This is a genomic window from Aliiruegeria sabulilitoris (genome assembly GCF_001558155.1).
GTDB lineage: Bacteria > Pseudomonadota > Alphaproteobacteria > Rhodobacterales > Rhodobacteraceae > Tropicimonas > Tropicimonas sabulilitoris.
On record NZ_LOAS01000012.1, the window covers coordinates 16,213 to 32,332 of the forward strand.

13 protein-coding genes and 1 pseudogene are annotated in these 16,120 nt (G+C 63.1%); 7 read left to right on the top strand and 7 right to left on the bottom strand.

Annotated features, from left to right (window positions below; translation table 11 throughout):
* Positions 1 to 35: 35 nt before the first annotated feature.
* The gene (locus AX756_RS12465) at positions 36 to 815 is read right to left on the bottom strand and encodes a DeoR/GlpR family DNA-binding transcription regulator (protein WP_068311686.1); all 780 of its coding nucleotides are present in this window, start codon (positions 813 to 815) and stop codon (positions 36 to 38) included.
* Positions 816 to 1,172: 357 nt separating this feature from the next.
* On the opposite strand from AX756_RS12465, the gene tal reads away from it, so the two are divergent.
* On the top strand, positions 1,173 to 2,120 hold the full coding sequence (gene tal, locus AX756_RS12470; protein ID WP_068311688.1) for a transaldolase: 948 nt from the start codon (positions 1,173 to 1,175) through the stop codon (positions 2,118 to 2,120).
* A gap of 72 nt (positions 2,121 to 2,192) precedes the next feature.
* Here the strand turns inward: tal and AX756_RS12475 are convergent, their stop codons facing one another.
* From AX756_RS12475 to AX756_RS12490, 4 genes are all read right to left on the bottom strand, one after another.
* Positions 2,193 to 3,161, bottom strand: coding sequence for a sugar-binding transcriptional regulator (locus AX756_RS12475; protein WP_068311690.1), 969 nt, complete (start codon positions 3,159 to 3,161; stop codon positions 2,193 to 2,195).
* Positions 3,162 to 3,280: 119 nt separating this feature from the next.
* On the bottom strand, positions 3,281 to 4,213 hold the full coding sequence (locus tag AX756_RS12480) for a sugar phosphate isomerase/epimerase family protein (RefSeq protein WP_068311692.1): 933 nt from the start codon (positions 4,211 to 4,213) through the stop codon (positions 3,281 to 3,283).
* 1 nt (position 4,214) lies between these two features.
* Positions 4,215 to 5,726: a glycerol-3-phosphate dehydrogenase gene (locus tag AX756_RS12485; protein ID WP_068311694.1), complete on the bottom strand. Its 1,512-nt coding sequence runs from the start codon at positions 5,724 to 5,726 to the stop codon at positions 4,215 to 4,217.
* A gap of 53 nt (positions 5,727 to 5,779) precedes the next feature.
* Positions 5,780 to 7,342: an FGGY-family carbohydrate kinase gene (locus tag AX756_RS12490; RefSeq protein ID WP_068311696.1), complete on the bottom strand. Its 1,563-nt coding sequence runs from the start codon at positions 7,340 to 7,342 to the stop codon at positions 5,780 to 5,782.
* 477 nt (positions 7,343 to 7,819) lie between these two features.
* Between AX756_RS12490 and AX756_RS12495 the strand changes: the two genes are divergently transcribed.
* The 5 genes from AX756_RS12495 to AX756_RS12515 all read left to right on the top strand — a co-directional run bounded on the left by AX756_RS12495 (position 7,820) and on the right by AX756_RS12515 (position 14,132).
* Positions 7,820 to 8,476, top strand: coding sequence for a DUF2291 family protein (locus tag AX756_RS12495; RefSeq protein WP_068311697.1), 657 nt, complete (start codon positions 7,820 to 7,822; stop codon positions 8,474 to 8,476).
* Entirely contained in the window at positions 8,473 to 10,803 is a 2,331-nt protein-coding gene (locus tag AX756_RS12500; RefSeq protein ID WP_082739084.1) for a sugar-binding domain-containing protein, read from the top strand. The genes AX756_RS12495 and AX756_RS12500 overlap by 4 nt, the downstream gene beginning before the upstream one ends.
* 15 nt (positions 10,804 to 10,818) lie before the next feature.
* Entirely contained in the window at positions 10,819 to 11,877 is a 1,059-nt protein-coding gene (locus tag AX756_RS12505; RefSeq protein ID WP_068311698.1) for an ABC transporter permease, read from the top strand.
* 118 nt (positions 11,878 to 11,995) lie between these two features.
* The gene (locus AX756_RS12510) at positions 11,996 to 12,943 is read left to right on the top strand and encodes a D-ribose ABC transporter substrate-binding protein (protein WP_068311699.1); all 948 of its coding nucleotides are present in this window, start codon (positions 11,996 to 11,998) and stop codon (positions 12,941 to 12,943) included.
* Positions 12,944 to 13,157: 214 nt separating this feature from the next.
* Positions 13,158 to 14,132 carry a murein L,D-transpeptidase catalytic domain family protein gene (locus tag AX756_RS12515; protein WP_231701052.1) on the top strand — a complete coding sequence of 325 codons (975 nt, stop codon included), beginning with the start codon at positions 13,158 to 13,160 and terminating at the stop codon, positions 14,130 to 14,132.
* Positions 14,133 to 14,240: 108 nt separating this feature from the next.
* On the opposite strand, the pseudogene AX756_RS26785 reads toward AX756_RS12515, so the two are convergent.
* Together AX756_RS26785 and AX756_RS26070 are read right to left on the bottom strand one after the other, a co-directional pair.
* Positions 14,241 to 14,489: pseudogene (locus AX756_RS26785) on the bottom strand (FCD domain-containing protein); the annotation flags it as partial.
* On the bottom strand, positions 14,384 to 14,932 hold the full coding sequence (locus AX756_RS26070; RefSeq protein WP_068311700.1) for a FadR/GntR family transcriptional regulator: 549 nt from the start codon (positions 14,930 to 14,932) through the stop codon (positions 14,384 to 14,386). The gene AX756_RS26070 and the pseudogene AX756_RS26785, both read right to left, overlap by 106 nt.
* Before the next feature lie 712 nt (positions 14,933 to 15,644).
* Between AX756_RS26070 and AX756_RS12525 the strand changes: the two genes are divergently transcribed.
* A complete protein-coding gene (locus tag AX756_RS12525) occupies positions 15,645 to 16,115 on the top strand; it encodes a 4Fe-4S dicluster domain-containing protein (protein WP_068311701.1) in 471 nt (156 codons plus the stop codon).
* Positions 16,116 to 16,120 lie beyond the last annotated feature (5 nt).

The window sequence follows — 16,120 nt, forward strand, 5'->3', positions numbered from 1 at the left end:
GTCGCGGCCGCCACCTTTGCTGACTTGTGGCGATCTCATTCGGATGTCTCCCTTTGCGCGGCAATCGTCAGCGCCAGACCGGCGGTTTCGAGGGCTGCGCTGGCCGCGTCTGGTGGGGCCATATCGGTGATGATCCAAGCGAACTCGTCCAGCGTCGCCAGCTTGTGAAGCGCGGTTCGTTCGAAACGTTGGTGGTTGACCAATAGGCAGCGCCGCGTGGCGGAGGCCATCATGGCCCGCTTCGCCCGCACGACGCTGTCATCCATGTGAAACGCTTCCAGCCCCGACACTGCCGGGCTCGAAATGAAGGCGATATCGGCGCGCAGCCCGGCCAGTGCGGTCTCGGTAATGGCCCCGAAGAAGGCATGGAACTTGGCCGAATAGGTGCCGCCAAGGGCGATCAGGGAAATGCACGGCTCCGTGCGCAAAGCGTCGATGACGGCGGCGTTGTTGGTGATAACCGTGAGCGGACGCATCCCAGCCAGCCGGGACCCCAGCAGCGCCGCCATCGAGCCGTCATTGACCATGATCGTCATGCCGGGCTCTACCAGCGTCAGTGCTGCATCCGCCATTGCGGCCTTGGCCTCGATGTCCTGGCCTTCGCGGAACCGGAAATCGCTTTCGAAGCGGGTGCTGGCCTCGATGGTTGCCCCGCCACGCACCTTGCGCAGCAGCCCTTCACCTTCCAAATCGTCGAGATCGCGATGAATGGTCATCTTGGAGACAATGAAACGATTGGCTAGATCGTCCACGGTCAGCTCACCCCTGTTGGCAAGGAGCTCGATGATCGCCCGCTGTCGATCGTTACGTTTCACCGGGTTCCCCTCCCAAGGCCCCGCAATGCGCTGTATGCGCCTACGTAGCCGAACGTATGACATAACATAAATAACATCACAAGTGTGATTTATGTTATTTTGTATTGTGACTTTGGGGCGGAAATGGTAAAAGGCAGCCATGGAGGATGGACCATGCCGAAGGACTCGTGCGCAGTGCCGATGTTGCGGCGAAAGGGCGCCTGCAACCGCTGTGTCGCAGGCGTGGCTGGCATTGAGACATTCGGAGCCTTGGGCCCAATACCCGGCTCTGTGAAGATTCCGGAATTTCCTTGCACGCGAAGCGAACCCGCGCCAAGGAACTGATCGAAAAATGACGACGCTACAGGAGTTGCCAAGATGACAAACGCGTTGGACCAATTGCGCGAAATGACCGTTGTGGTCGCCGACACCGGCGATGTTGCGGCCGTCAAGGCTTACGGGCCGGTCGATTGCACGACGAACCCGTCGATCGTGCTTGCCGCCCTCAAGGATCCCGCATCCGAGGAGTTGACCGTCCGCGAAATCGAGGCGGGCAAGAAGGCCGGCAAGAGCGCCGAAGAGGTCGCGGCGACGCTGACCGTCGCCGTTGGCGCCGAACTGACGAAGCTGGTGCCCGGCCGGGTGTCGACCGAGGTCGATGCCTGCCTGTCCTTCGACACGGACGCCTCCGTGGCCCGCGCGCGTGCCATCATCGCCGATTACGAGGCGCGCGGCATCGGCCGCGAACGCATCCTAATCAAGCTGGCCTCGACCTGGGAAGGTATCCGCGCGGCGGAGATCCTGCAGAAAGAAGGGATCGACTGTAACCTGACGCTGCTGTTCTCGCTCGCCCAGGCCGTGGCCTGCGCAGATGCCGGCGCCTTCCTGATCTCGCCCTTCGTCGGGCGCATCACCGACTGGTACAAGAAGGCCGAAGGGCGTGACAGCTATCTGCCCGACGAAGATCCCGGCGTGCTGTCGGTCCGCAAGATCTACGATTACTACAAGTCGAACGGCATCGACACCGTGGTGATGGGCGCCTCCTTCCGCAGCGTCGACCAGATCAAGGCGCTGGCGGGTTGCGACAACCTGACGATCGCGCCGAAGCTGCTCGACATCCTCGCCAAGGACGAGGCGGATCTGCCGCGTGTGCTGTCGCCGGAAACCGCGAGCGGGGCTGCCCCGATCCCGATGGACGAAGCGACATTCCGCTGGGAAATGAACGCCGACCCGATGGCGACCGAGAAACTGGCCGAAGGCATCCGCAATTTCGACGCCGACCACAAGAAGCTGATCGCTCTCGTGGCCGAGCGCATGTCTGCCTGATCCTGTCAGCACAACCGCGCGCCCGGCACGTTTATAGCCGGGCGCGCGTTACGTTTCCGCGGCATCTCTGTTTCAGGAGGACGGCTGTTCTTCCAGCAAGGTCCGCGCCGTGAGTTCGTCGGTGATCAGCCCCGACAGCCAGCCGCTCTTCAGAACCGCCCGGATTGCATTAAACTTCTCGCGGCCACCGGCCAGGGCGATGATGTTGTCCGCGCCATCCTCCCGGAAGGGAACCGACAGCGTGCGGGCGGTGAGCGTCGTTTCGAGCCGGTTTCCCTCGGCGTCGAAGAAATGGCCCAGAAGTTCTCCGGTCCCGCCCGCTTGGGCGATTTCCTCGATCTCGCTCTGCTCGATCATCCCCGAGGCCACGAGTTGCGTATCGGTGTCCACCGTCCCGATGCCGACGAGCTTCAGCGGTGCGGTTTCGGCCATTGCGAAGACATCACACACACCCTTCTGCGCCAGAAGGACCTCGCGGTCCTCGACCGTGTTGGCGAAAAACGGCACCGGCATCACATAGGCATGGGCGTGGGTCTTTTCGGCCAGAAGATGCATCACGTCATGCGGGTTGGCCGAGAAGTTCCGCGTCAGCCCGCCGAGCAGGGAGACGAAGCGCATGCCCTTGGCGTCGATCCGTGGCAGGCTGCGGACGGCCGCGGCGAGGGTGCGGCCATGGCCGATGCCGATGGTGGAGATCTCGCCCGATTCCAGCCGGCGGCGGATGAACGCGGCGCCCGACAGGCCGAGCGCGCGCAGTGGCACCCCTTCCTCGCTCAGATCGGGCGCGACGCGGCAGGTGCTGAGCCCGAAACGCTGGCACAGGGCGTCCTCCAGTTCGAGGCATTCGACGATCTCGCCGTCGATGGAGACTTTCACCGCGCCTTCGGCCACGGCCCGTGCGATCAGCCGGTGCGCCTTGACCGACGGCACGCCCAGCTTCTTGGCGACAGCCGCTTGCGTCAGCCCGCCGATATAATGGAGCCATGCGGCCCGTATCGCCAGGCTGCGCTCACCATCGTTTGTCGTTCTTTCTCGGGCCATGGACCTTCGTCACCTTCCACCAGGGCACAACGCTTGTTACCGGCCACGGCGTCGCTGCGGGCCTTTCATCATATCCTTCAGCCTGCTTCAACCTGGCGGCCCTGACGCCAAGCTGCGCATCAGAGGTGCAGGTCCTGAATGCCGGTGTCGATATAGGGCGCCCAGAATGCGACGCTCTCGGCAATCTGCGGGATCACCTCGCGGTCATTCGGCTCGCGTTCCTTGAAACTCAGCTCCAGACAAATCTCGTTATCTACCGCGCCGCCTTCGGCAAAGGCCGCCAGCAGGGGTTCCGGCTGGATCCGTCCCTTGGCGTTGAACTCGGCCGTGAATGGCCGGTGGCCACCCTTGTCCATCAGGCTCTGCTTGATGTGGATGATCGGCGAGACACGGGGCACGGTGCGGGCCCAGACATAGGGGTCGTAATCGTCGGGATTGGGCGAGGTCACGTCGCCATGGTCGATATCGGCCATCATCCACATCGGGATCGCCAAGTCCGCCGCGCTCAGCCGGTCCTGCAGCTCCATGCTGCTCTGGATCGTGTCGCCGAACTCCCGGCCGACGCTCATCGGCTCCCAGAAGACGAAATCGAGCCCGGCGGCCTTGCCATGCTCGGCCACTTCAGCCCAGCTGTCGATGGCGATGCGGATCAGTTCCTCGCGCCGTGCCGGGTCATCGAAATCCCGAAAGGTGAAGATCGCGAATTGCGTGCCGACCGAACTGCCGCCGAGATCGGCGGTGATATCGGCGAAGGTCTTGAACCAGTCGATATAGTAGCGGCGCACGTCCCGGTCGGGGTGGCCGAAATGGTTGAGCCGGCCATAGGGGCCGGTCATGCCGGATGTCACGCGCGCACCGGTGCGGGCAAGCGCGGCAGCCATGTCCCGTGTCAGCCGGCGGATGACCGGGGCGGGCCAGGACGGGTTGATGAATTCATGCGTCAACTGGATGTCGCGAAGCCGGATGTCGCGCGCGATCGCGTCGATCAGATCGTCGGGCTCCGCGAAACGGTTCACCAGCGGGTTGGTGTTGAGCGATAGCGTCAGGCCCATGTTACGCCGCCTCCGCGAGGCGCGCTTCGAACCACTCGGCAAAACCGGCCTGCTCTTCCGCGCTCAGATGAAGGATGTGTTTCGTGCGACGCCAGAGGACGTCCTCAACCGTCTTCGCCCATTCCTCGCGGAGGAGGTAGCGTGCCTCGGCCTCGTAAAGATCGCCGCCGAAATGCCGCCCGAGTTGTTCGACCGAGGTCGCCTCGCCCACGATCCGTGCGATCCGCGTGCCGTAGACCCGCGCGTAGTGCCGGCGGAGCGACATCGGCATCCAAGGATAGTCTTGTTTCAGCTTGTTGCGGAAGGACTCGAAATCGGCGTTCTCCATGTCGCCGCCGGGCATTGGCGCGCCCTCGGTCCAGTCCGGCCCCATCTGCGGGAAGAACTTGGCGATCCGCTTCAGCCCGCGTTCGGCAAGCTCGCGATAGGTTGTGATCTTGCCGCCGAAGATGTTCAGCAGCGGCGCGCCCCCCGTCTCGTCGATGTCGAAGACGTAATCGCGGGTGACCGCCGAGGGATTGCCCTTGCCGTCATCGAAGAGCGGGCGGACACCGGAGAAGCTGACCAGAACGTCGTCGCGGGTGAGCTTTTCCTTGAAGTAGCGGTTGCAGGCCGCGATCAGGTATTCGATCTCGTCCTCCTCGCATTTCACATCGTCGGCATTGCCTTCATAAGAGATGTCGGTGGTGCCGATCAGCGCCTTGTCGCCTTCATAGGGGTTGATGAAGATCACGCGCTTGTCGGTGTTCTGCACCAGATAGGCGTTATGCGTGTCCCAGAACTTGGGCACAATGATGTGCGAGCCCTTCACCAGCCGCACATTGCGCTTGGAATTGGAACCGGCGACGCGGTTGATGACATCCGTCACCCAGGGGCCGGCGGCGTTGATCACCATCTTCGCTTCGAATTCGCGCTCCTCGCCGGTCATCGTATCGCGCGTGGTCAGCCGCCAAGCGCCGTCTTCGCGGCGGGCCGAGATGCAGGGAGAGCGGGTCAGGACCGTCGCGCCCTTCTCCTTCGCGTCCAGCGCGTTGATCAGCACCAGCCGCGCGTCATCCACCCAGCAATCGGAATATTCCAGGCCGCGGCGATACTTGTCGACGATCGCTGCGCCTTCCGGGTCCCGCAGCATGTTCAGCCGCCGGGTGCCGGGGAGCTTCTTGCGCCCGCCGAGGTGGTCATAGAGAAAGAGACCGAGGCGGATGAACCAGAAGGGCCGGTCTTCCGGCGAATGGGGCAGGGTGAACCGCAGCGGCCAGATGATGTGCGGGGCGGCATTCATCAGCACCTCGCGTTCGATCAGCGCCTCGCGGACGAGACGGAACTCGTAATATTCGAGGTAGCGCAGCCCGCCATGGACGAGCTTTCCCGAGCGCGAGGAGGTTCCCTCGCCCAGGTCGCCCTTTTCGCAGAGCACGACGCTCAGTCCCCGCCCGGCGGCGTCCCGCGCGATCCCGGCGCCATTGATACCGCCGCCGATCACGAAGAGGTCGACCTTTGGAATATCCGTCATCTGCTTTCTCCCGTCGCCGCGCCTGCGCGTAGCCTGTCGTTTCGTCCGCTCTGTCAACCGCTGCCTGCGCGCAGTGCGGCGAGTTCGTCCCAGACGGGTTCGAGGCCGATCCGCGCGTCGCGATAGGCGGCGAAGAGGTTGTCATAGGTTCCGACCAATGCAGGGTCGGGGTTCTCGGGGGCGCCCAGAAGGGGCGTCGTCCATTCTGCGATGCAATCGTCCATCGTCTCGTAGGCACCGATTGCCACTGCGGCCATCATCGCGCAGCCCGCCGCCCCGGCTTCCTCGCGTGAGGAGACCCGCACGGGCGTGTCGAGCGCGGCGGCGAGCACGCGCCGGAGCGCCGTGGAGCGGGCGGCACCGCCAGTGATCCGAAGCTCGCTCGGCATGTCGCCCATCGCCGCGTAGCAATCCCGCGCCGCCATCCCCAGCCCTTCGATCACCGCGCGCAGCAACTCCGGGAAGCGATGGTTGGCGTTGAAGCCGGCGAAACCCGCCCGGGCATTGGCGTTGACGAAGGGGCCGCGCTCGCCTGCCTCCGAAATATACGGGTGATAGATCACGCGCCCGGGGCGCGAGCGCTCCATCCAGACGTCGATCCGTTTGACCAACTCGGCATGGCTCGGCTCCGGTCCGAATTCTGCAATCAGCGCGCCGGCGAGCGAGAGCGCCCAGTCGACATTGAGCGTTGCGGCCATGTTGGTCTGAACCTGGGTCACGAGGTTCGGGACCGGCAGGCAGATGACATAACCCGTGCCTTCCGCGTTGAGACGCACGCCCTCGGGGGGCACGGCGCGCATATGCACGCCGGTCGAGCCGATGGTCGAACAGGCCGCGCCGGGAGTGCCGGTGTGCACGCCCGCGCCGAGCGCGGTCATCACCATGTCCACGTAGCCCAGCGAAACCGGCGTCCCGGCGAGCAACCCGGTCTGGGCGGAGGCCTCGGCCGAGAGGGGGTGTGTCTGCTGGCTGCCGTCGAGCACCTCCGGCAGCAAGTGCTGGCGGTGCGCAAGCCCGAGCGACGCGATCACCGTGTCGGAATAGGTTCGGCTGCGGAAATCGCCGAAAGTGAAGCTCATCTCCGAGGGGTCGGTCGCCCGCACGCCCGTGAGGTTCAGGAACAGCCAGTCCTTGCAATGCAGCGCCACCTCGGCCGCGTCGAGCAGTTCGGGGAAGTGGCGGTCCATATGCGCCATCTGGGCGCCTTGCTGGCAGGTGTTGAGCCCGGTGCCGGTGGCTTCGAACCGCGCGCGGTCCGTGGGTTTCGCTGCCAGCGCGTTGACCGTCGGCGCGGCGCGGGCGTCCAGCCAGATCCAGGCATCGGCCACCGCCGCGTCGCCCTTTCCGGCGAGCCAGGTGCCGTCGCCCTGAGCGGTCACGGCGATGGCCGCGACACGTTGGGCGAGGTTCTCAATCTTGTCGTGCAGGCCAAGCAGCGCCGCGACGCAATCGCTCCAGGTGCGCGGCATCGATTGGATGACAGCGCCGTTCTCGGCCGAATCATATGCATTGCGCACCGCCGAAATCGCGATCTGGCGTCCCGAGAGATCAAAGGCCACGGCTTTCAGGACCGAAGTGCCAGCGTCGATTCCAATGATGATGTCGCTTTCGGCCATCACCCGAATTCCTCCCTGACCGGCGCTTCCAAACCCATATCTGCGGCCGAGTCATGATCGATTCTTCACCGATTTCGGGGTCCGCGTCGCACCTGCGATACTTGAAAACGCAAAGGGGCGACGAAGTGGGAATGGCCCGAAATGGCTGTCCTCTCCTGCCAAGTGTCTTAGCACGGTTTTTTTGGATTGGGTGATTTTTTTTGCAGACAGAGAAAAAATTTTCACCTATGGTTGGATCACCCTGCGGCAGTGTGGACTGCCAATGGGAGGCCTCGGCAGGGTATTGCGGTGGAGCGCGGATCTTGCCGGACGAGGCAAAGGGAGGAGAGTGGTCGAACTGCGGGATGCAGGGAGTGGCCTTCTTCTGGGATATGATTTGCAACGTCTTTTCAGGCGTTTGCGGGGTAGATGCCAATGCGCCCGACGCCGGTGTTCGGGGTCAGTAGAGCATGTGGCAACAGGAGAGGGCGGCTCGATATGACGGCAACCGATTCCAATGGGCGCAGGGCCGTGAAGCCCGACCGGAAGAAATGGATCTTCGGGGCGTTGGTCGTTGTCGTCCTTGGTGCGATCGCGTTGGACACGAAGGTCGTGGCCATTGGCGGCGAGGAAGACCTGCGCCAGCAAGCCTTCAACCCCGACCGTTATGGCGTCGATCAATTCCCGCGTATTCGTGAAGCTGTTGTCGACCGCGCGCCGGATGCGGTTCAGCTCGCCACCGAGCTTGCCGAGGACAAGAAGGCGGCAATGGCGAAATACGGTACGCCCACGAGCATTGGCGCGGTGATGCCAGTGACGTTGAGTGGCGTCGTGGGCGAAGGCAAATCCGGGATCTTCTATGTGGATGTCGACGGCTTGCCCGAAGGCACCAAGGTCCGCGTTCAGACCGGCCCGGCGATCAACGGAACCGATCTGCGCGATTTTCCCGGCGACATCGCCTTTGGGCAATTCAAGAACCAGATCGAGTATCAGAACGCGGGCGCGGGCATCAACCGGGCGATGGCGGCCGAGGTTCTCGAAGGGCTCGACCGCGACGGCCTGCCGGGCAAGACGGTCGCGCTCACCGGCGCCTTCAACCTGATCAACCCGAAGAACTGGCTCATCACCCCTGTCAGCTTTGAGGTGAAGAAATGACCGAGCAAGCGCGGATCGACACCGCCGGCGGGACGCCTGCCGCATCGGACGTCGTGCTTTCGGCCCGGGATGTTTCGAAATCCTGGGGCGCGGTGAAGGCGCTGAAAGCGGTGAATTTCGACGTACATCGTGGACAGGTGACAACGCTATTCGGCGAGAATGGCGCTGGCAAGTCGACCTTGATGAAGGTCCTTTCCGGGGTCTACCCGCCGACCTCCGGCGAGCTACTGCTCGAAGGCCGCACGATCACGCTGGGCTCGACCGTCGAGGCGCGCGATCTCGGCATCTCGATCATCCACCAGGAGCTGAGCCTCGCGCCCAACATGAACGTGCGCGACAATATCTTCATGGGCCGCGAGATCCGCGGTCCTTCCGGTGTCGATTATGCCGAGGAGGAGCGCCAGGCTCGCGCACTGATGCAGGAGCTTGAAGAGGAAATCGACCCGCGCACGCCGGTCGAGGATTTGCGCCTCGGCCAGCAACAGATTGTCGAGATCGCCCGCGCACTGTCGGTCAATGCCCGCATCCTGATCATGGACGAGCCCACCTCGGCGCTGTCGGCTTCCGAGGTCGAGGTGCTGTTCAAGGTCATCCGGGACCTGAAATCCCGTGGTGTTTCCATCGTCTACATCTCGCACCACCTCGAAGAGGCGTTGCAGATCACCGATCATGCCGTCGTTCTGCGCGACGGCGCCATGACCGCCAAGGCGCCGCGCGCCGAGATCGACCTGGAGTGGATCGTCCGAAACATGGTCGGCGAGAACTTCGATCTCGGCTCGCCGCCGGATGGCTACGAATTCGGCCCCGTTGCGCTCGAGATCGAGAATCTCTCGGTGCCTGCCCCGGGGCGCAAGGGCTACTCGGTCGTGGACCGGATGTCGCTCAACGTGCGCCAGGGCGAGATCGTCTGCATCTATGGGCTGATGGGCGCGGGCCGCACCGAACTCATGGAATGTGTTGCCGGGCGCCTCCAGCCCTCCAGCGGGCGGGTGAAGCTGCACGGCGAAGATATCGAAGGGCTCTCCATTGCCCAGCGGATCGGAAAGGGGCTGGTGCTGACACCGGAGGACCGGCAGCGCGACGGGTTGGTGCAGACCATGTCCGTCGGACGCAACCTGTCGCTGGCCAGCATTGGCGCCTTCACCAAGGGGCTGTTTACCTTGCGCAAGGCCGAGGAAGCGATCATCGAGAAGATGATCCGCGAAGTCACGATCAAGACCGACGGCGGCAATGCGGCCATCGGCTCGCTTTCCGGCGGCAACCAGCAGAAGGTCGTGATCGGCAAGATGCTGGCAACGGGGCCCGGCGTCATCCTGCTCGACGAGCCGTCCCGCGGCATCGATATCGGCGCGAAGGCCGAGGTGTTCGGCCTTCTCTCGGAAGGCGCGCGCTCCGGGCTGGCGGTGCTCTTCTCGACCTCCGAGGTCAACGAATGCCTGTCGATCGCGCATCGCATCATCGTCATGCACAAGGGCAAGATCTCGGCCGAGTTCGGCCCTGATGCGACCAAGGAGCAGATCATGGCCGCCTCGGGCGAGGTGGATCTCCAGCAGCACCTGAGCGAGACTTTCGGCCTGGAATATTGCGAGGTGGTCAGCGACCTCTATCCGGACGAACTGCCCCTCGGCCCGCTCGGTCTGGCCGGCGGGGCATTCATCGGCGGGCAGATCGCTCAGAATTCGAACCTCGTGATCGGCGCCGGTCACGGACGCACGCTGCTCGCCTGCGTCGAGAACCTCCCCCCCCTTCGGCCGGCGCCGAACCTGAGATTGGTTTCCCTGATGGGCGGGCTCACCCGGAATGCCGATGCCAACCCGCACGAGATCGTCCACCGCATGGCCGATATCACCGGGGCCAAGGCCGAGGCGATGCCCGTGCCCTTCATGGCCAATAGTGCCGCCGACCGGTCGGTCCTGCTCCAGCAGCGGGAAGTGGCGCGCGCCTATGAGTTGGCCGGCCAGAGCGACCTGGTGATCGCCGGTATCGGAACGACGGTTCCGGAAGCCGAGCTTGTGACCACCGGCATGATGGAACCTGCCGAGATGAAGGCTGTCGCGGATACCGGAGGCGTGGGCGAAACACTCGGTCATTTCTTCGACGCGGATGGCAATCCCATTGCGACCGAAGTGACCGCACGCATTCTCACGCTGCCACTCGACATCCTGCGCACGCGCCGAATCGTCGCCATCGCCGGCGGGCGGGTCAAGGTGGACGCCATCCGGGCGGTTCTCGAAAGCGGCCTGCTGAGCGGATTGATCATAGACGAACACACAGCACGCAGCATCGTGGACATGGATCGGGACACCGACTCCTCCGCGACGCACTGAAACGGAGCAAGCACCATGACCGACGTCACGACGGACAAGAAGCGCGCGAGCGGCGGAGTTGCAGCGCTCTTCGGCGAAAACTTCAGCATTGTTCACGTGCTGCTCGAGGGCCGCGCCTTCTTCGCGCTGATCGCCATCATCATCACCTTCTCCATGCTGTCGCCCAACTATGCCACGATCGGCAACTTCCTGATCATGGCCAACCACGTGGCGATTTTCGGCCTGCTGGCAATCGGGATGCTCCTGGTCATCCTCAATGGCGGTATCGACCTGTCGGTGGGCTCGGTGCTCGGGCTCTCCGGCGTCTTCGCGGGCTTCCTGCTTCAGGGTGTTGAACTGCAATGGGCCGGGGTCATCTTCTACCCGCCGGTCTGGGCGGTAGTGCTGCTCACCATTGCGCTCGGCGCTTTCGTGGGCTCGGTGAACGGCGTGCTGATCGCCTATTTCAAGGTGCCCGCCTTCGTCGCCACGCTAGGCTCGCTATATGTGGCCCGGGGTGTCGCGCTGCTGATGACCAACGGGCTGACCTATAACAACCTCTCGGGCGATCCCTCGCTCGGCAACACGGGTTTCGACTGGCTCGGCTTCAACCGCATCGCCGGCGTGCCGATCGGGGTGATCATCCTGGCCCTGCTTGCCATTGCGACCGGCCTCATGCTCACGCGGAGCGCCTTCGGACGCTGGCTCTATTCGTCGGGCGGCAACGAGAACGCCGCCGAGCTTTCGGGCGTGCCGGTCAAGCGGGTGAAGATCACCGTCTACATGCTCTCGGGCGCCTGCGCCGCCATCGCCGGGCTGGTGCTCAGCTCGCAGCTCACCTCGGCGGGCCCGACCGCGGGTTTCACCTATGAACTCACCGCCATCGCCGCAGTCGTGGTCGGCGGTGCCTCGCTGATGGGTGGGCGTGGTACGGTGCGCGGCACCATGCTCGGCGCCTTCGTCATCGGCTTCCTGTCGGACGGGCTCGTCATCATCGGTGTCTCGTCCTACTGGCAGACCGTCTTCACCGGCGCCGTCATCGTGCTCGCCGTGATGCTCAACTCGATCCAGTACGGCGGAAAGGGCGGCCGCTGAGCCGAAACCCAATCGCCATATCGCAAGTTTTCGCGCCAGGGACGTCGGAGGAGACGCCTGGCGCGGGAAGCGCCGCCGGACTTCCGGCGTAACGCAACCAAGAGGGAGAGGACCCCAAATGATTAAAGTCACCAAACGCGCCTTGCTCGCCGCCGCCGCCGCTCTGCCCCTGATGGCCGGCTCGGTCTGGGCCGAAGGCCTGATGTCCATCATCGTGACAGACCCGGCGAACCCATACTGGTTCACCGAAGGAGAGGTCGCCAAGGCCACCGCAATCGAAATGGGCTATGAGGCCAACGTCTCCGCCCACAAGGGCGACACCAATGTCGAGAGCAACCTGATCGACGCCGCGATCACCAACAAATCCGCCGCGATCATCCTCGATCCGGCCAATGCCGACGGTTCCATCGGTGCGGTCAAGAAGGCGATCGAGGCGGGCATCCCCGTCTTCCTCGTCAATGCCGAGATCAACGAGAGCGGTCTTGCGATCGGTCAGCTGGTGTCCAACAACGCGCAGGGCGCTGCAATGGGCGCGGTGCAGTGGGTCGAGCTGGTAGGCGACGAGGCCAAGTATGTCGAGTTCTTCGGCAACCCGGCCGACAACAACGCCGCCACCCGCTCGAACGGCTACGAGACCGTGATCAGCCAGTATCCGGGCCTCGAGAAGGTCGCCGAGGAAGTGGCCAACTGGGACCGGACCCAAGGCTACAACAAGATGCAGTCCATCATCCAGGCGAACCCGGACTTCACCGCCGTGATCTCCGGCAATGACGAGATGGCCCTTGGCGCGATCGCCGCGCTGAAGGAAGCCGGCAAGCTCGGCGACGTGATCGTGGGTGGCTTCGACGGCTCGCCTGATGCCGTGGAAGCGATCAAGGCCGGTGAGATGGCCTATTCGGTTCTCCAGCCCGTGGCCGTCTTCTCCGCTGAAGCCGTCAAGCAGGCCGATTACTACATCAAGAACGGCGAGCCGATGGTCGCTGAGGAAAAGCAGCTCTTCGATTGCCTGCTGATCACCCCGGACAACGTCGACAAGTATACTGCACCCTTCGTGCTCTCCGAGTAATCCGGATCACAAGTCACTGCAAAGCAAGTCGGAAGGCGTCCCAACGGGCGCCTTCTGTCATTTCGCGGGACGGAGGTTGCCGCTTTTCCCGACCAAATGCCTCGGAGCGCCTCGATCGAAAGTTGCAGGAAACCAGCGCAGGGGCGTCTTCATCGGATCGGTTTGTGGTATGCTGGGGGCGAGGATGTTCTAGCAGGAGATTTGCGCGTTGCTGTTGAAGTCACTCCGTCTCGCCGCGGCTGCCATGATCATTGGCGCTTTGACCGGGGCATTCCCAACCCAGACGATTGCGCAAGGCACGGAGATTCCGGCCTGGTTACAAAAGCATGTCGGTACGGGCGATGGCCAGATCGCCCCGGTGATCCTGCAGAGGGCACGTGCGCTCTACCTGCAGAAACTGCGCCGGGGCGTGGTCTCGAATCCCTGCTACCTTGCCAAGGATGCGACGCGCCCGAGCACCGCGCCCAGCGGCAAGCCGGGCCGCCGGTTCTACATCATCTGCGAATCCAAAAAATCTTTCCGCGCGGTTTCGTCGGGCTATGGCAACGGGCGAAAATTGCGGCGCGCGGATTTCTCGAACGGCCGGCAATGCGCGAAGAACTTCTCCAACGCGGAGGGGTCGAAGCTGACCATGGGCGGGTCCTACGTAACGGCCGAAACACGGACGTCCTTCAAGGGCTATTACCGCCAGTCGGGCAAGAGAAGACCGTTCCATCGCACCTTCCTGCTGTTTGACGGGGAAGGCGAAACGGAAAATGCAAGGGAGCGGGCCATCGGCGGACATCCTGCCGTTTTCCTGAAATGGCAGTGCCGCTACAAGAACCCGAGCAGCCCCAATGCCGACAGCGAGGGATATGTTCCGTACGGCGAATTGGTGAACTACACCGGCGGGCGCAGCAACGGCTGCACAACCTGGTCGCCTTCCGACTCAAGGGAAATCCTCGCGCTGGTGGAGGGCAATCCGACGACGCTCTACATCTACCCTGAATCCGGCGACATCAATGCCGTTGCAAGGGCGGTGAAGAAGGGAAGCTCCCTGTCGCGCTCCGGGCTCTACTGGAACGCGGCATGTCTCAATGCAATCGGCGCTCCCAAATTCTGGCCAAAGAACAAACTGCAGCCGATCATCAATGAATGGCGGCGGTCGCTGCCGAAACAGCCGACGCGGCAATTGCCGATCTGCAAGTGAAGGTAACGGCGGAGGCGGAGCTTTAGGCGCGAGGTCTTCCCTAGCGCTGCGGATGACGTGTTCCATCGCCGCATAGGCGCGTTCCGGGTCATGATCGGCGATCGCCTGAACAATGGCGCGGTGGTCGGAGGCGTTCTGTTCCAGCGCCTCCGGGCTGCGGAAACTGGTCCGTGCGTGCACTTCGCGTGCGAGCACCGTTGCGAGCGTGGTCTGCACCAGATCGCCCAGCGAATGCATGACCCTGTTGCCGGTCATGCCGAGGATGGCGGTGTAAAACCCGAGATCCTCGGCAATGAACTCCCGGCGTGTCGCGGCCTCCGAGAGGGCGTGGACCCGGGCGTCGAGGATGGAAGATTGTTCGAGCTCGGCACGCCGGGCGACCATCGCGGCCGCAGCCGGCTCGAAGACCAGGCGGATCTAGAACAACTCGTCTGGAATCTCCGCGACTGGCGCAGCGACGCGTGCCAGCGCAGCGCATCGACATCGAACATGCTCCAATCGGTCGCCGGACGCACTCGGGTGCCGACCTTGGCCTTGGATTCCAGCAGACCCTTGGCGACCAGGATCCTCTTTGCCTCGCGGATAACCGTGCGCGAGACGCCGAACATGTCCTCCAGGTCGGGGTCGAACGGGATCAGCGTGCCTTGCGGGTATTTGCCGGCGACAATGCCCAGCCCGAGCTGTTCCACAACCTGCATCGTGCTGTTCAGCGCCCGCTCGGCAAAGCCGCCGGACGAGGTGAAATTCATGATTGCGTGGCGGAGTCGTTTGTTGGTCTTCTTCCGTTGGTCGTCGCCCATCCCAATGCCTTCTGCAGCATGATGAACGAGAAGAGCAGGCCCCCAATGACGAACTTGGTCCACCAGCTCTGCAGCGTGCCATCAAACACGTGGGGCTCGGGGATTTGAAGCGCGACGGAGCATCCGGCCATTCATACGCTTGCCCGGTGCGAGATGGCCTCGCCAGCGCTTGGTCGCTCTTTCGACAAACCGGAACCGGCTGTTGGTATCTGCGACGTCCCGGCGTTGGGGCTGATCGCTTCCCGGTTTGCTAGGAACTGAAAAGTCGACATGTGTTCGTGCGGTTGCCACCTTCGCGCTCGCGCTCACGATCACAAAGGGCCGTCGGGCAACGAGATCTTTCTGCGAGCAATTGGCCTGGCTGGGTTCGTTCAGCGGATTCTGCAAGACTGTCCCGGTTTGACGGGTGATTTCCTCGGTCGGAGTGATGTTCGAATTCCGATGCGATCCGTGCATTCAAGATATTGAAAAAAATAGATAATGGCGGAATTCTCCAATGCGCTTCGTGGATTGGAGCCGTGTGGACATGGCAAAACTATAGACAGTTGGCATTTGGTTCTGTCACTTTCGGGAGGGAGGAGCCCAGAAAACGCGCGGGATCAAGGTGGTGGCCAACCGGATTTTTCCGGAGGACGAGGAGCCAGCTCAGTCGAATTGACGTCTGCGAATGTTGCTTGGGCTATGGGACTTTTCGAAGGGAGAATGTAGCTCAATGCAAAAATCTTTGTTCATCGATCCAGTCAAATGCACTGGATGTCTGCAATGCGAGATGGCCTGCTCATACGAGAACACAGGCACGCTCAATCCGTCTCAATCGCGGATCAAGGTCTTCAATTTCGAAGATCAGGGGCGACAGGTTCCCTATACCTGCACGCAATGCGACGAAGCCTGGTGCATGCATGCCTGCCCGGTAGACGCGATCGGCCTGGACAAGATTACCGGCGCAAAGGTGGTGGATGACGACGCATGTGTCGGCTGCAAGGTCTGCACCATTTCCTGCCCCTTCGGAACGATCAACTATGTCGCCGAGACCGGAAAGGTCCAGAAATGCGATCTTTGCGGCGGCGACCCGGCCTGCGTGAAGGCCTGCCCGACGGATGCGATCACATATGTCGATTCCAACTGGACCGGCCTCGACCGCATGCGCCAGTGGGCCGGCCGTGCCAACGAAGCCAGTCTGTGAGGGAG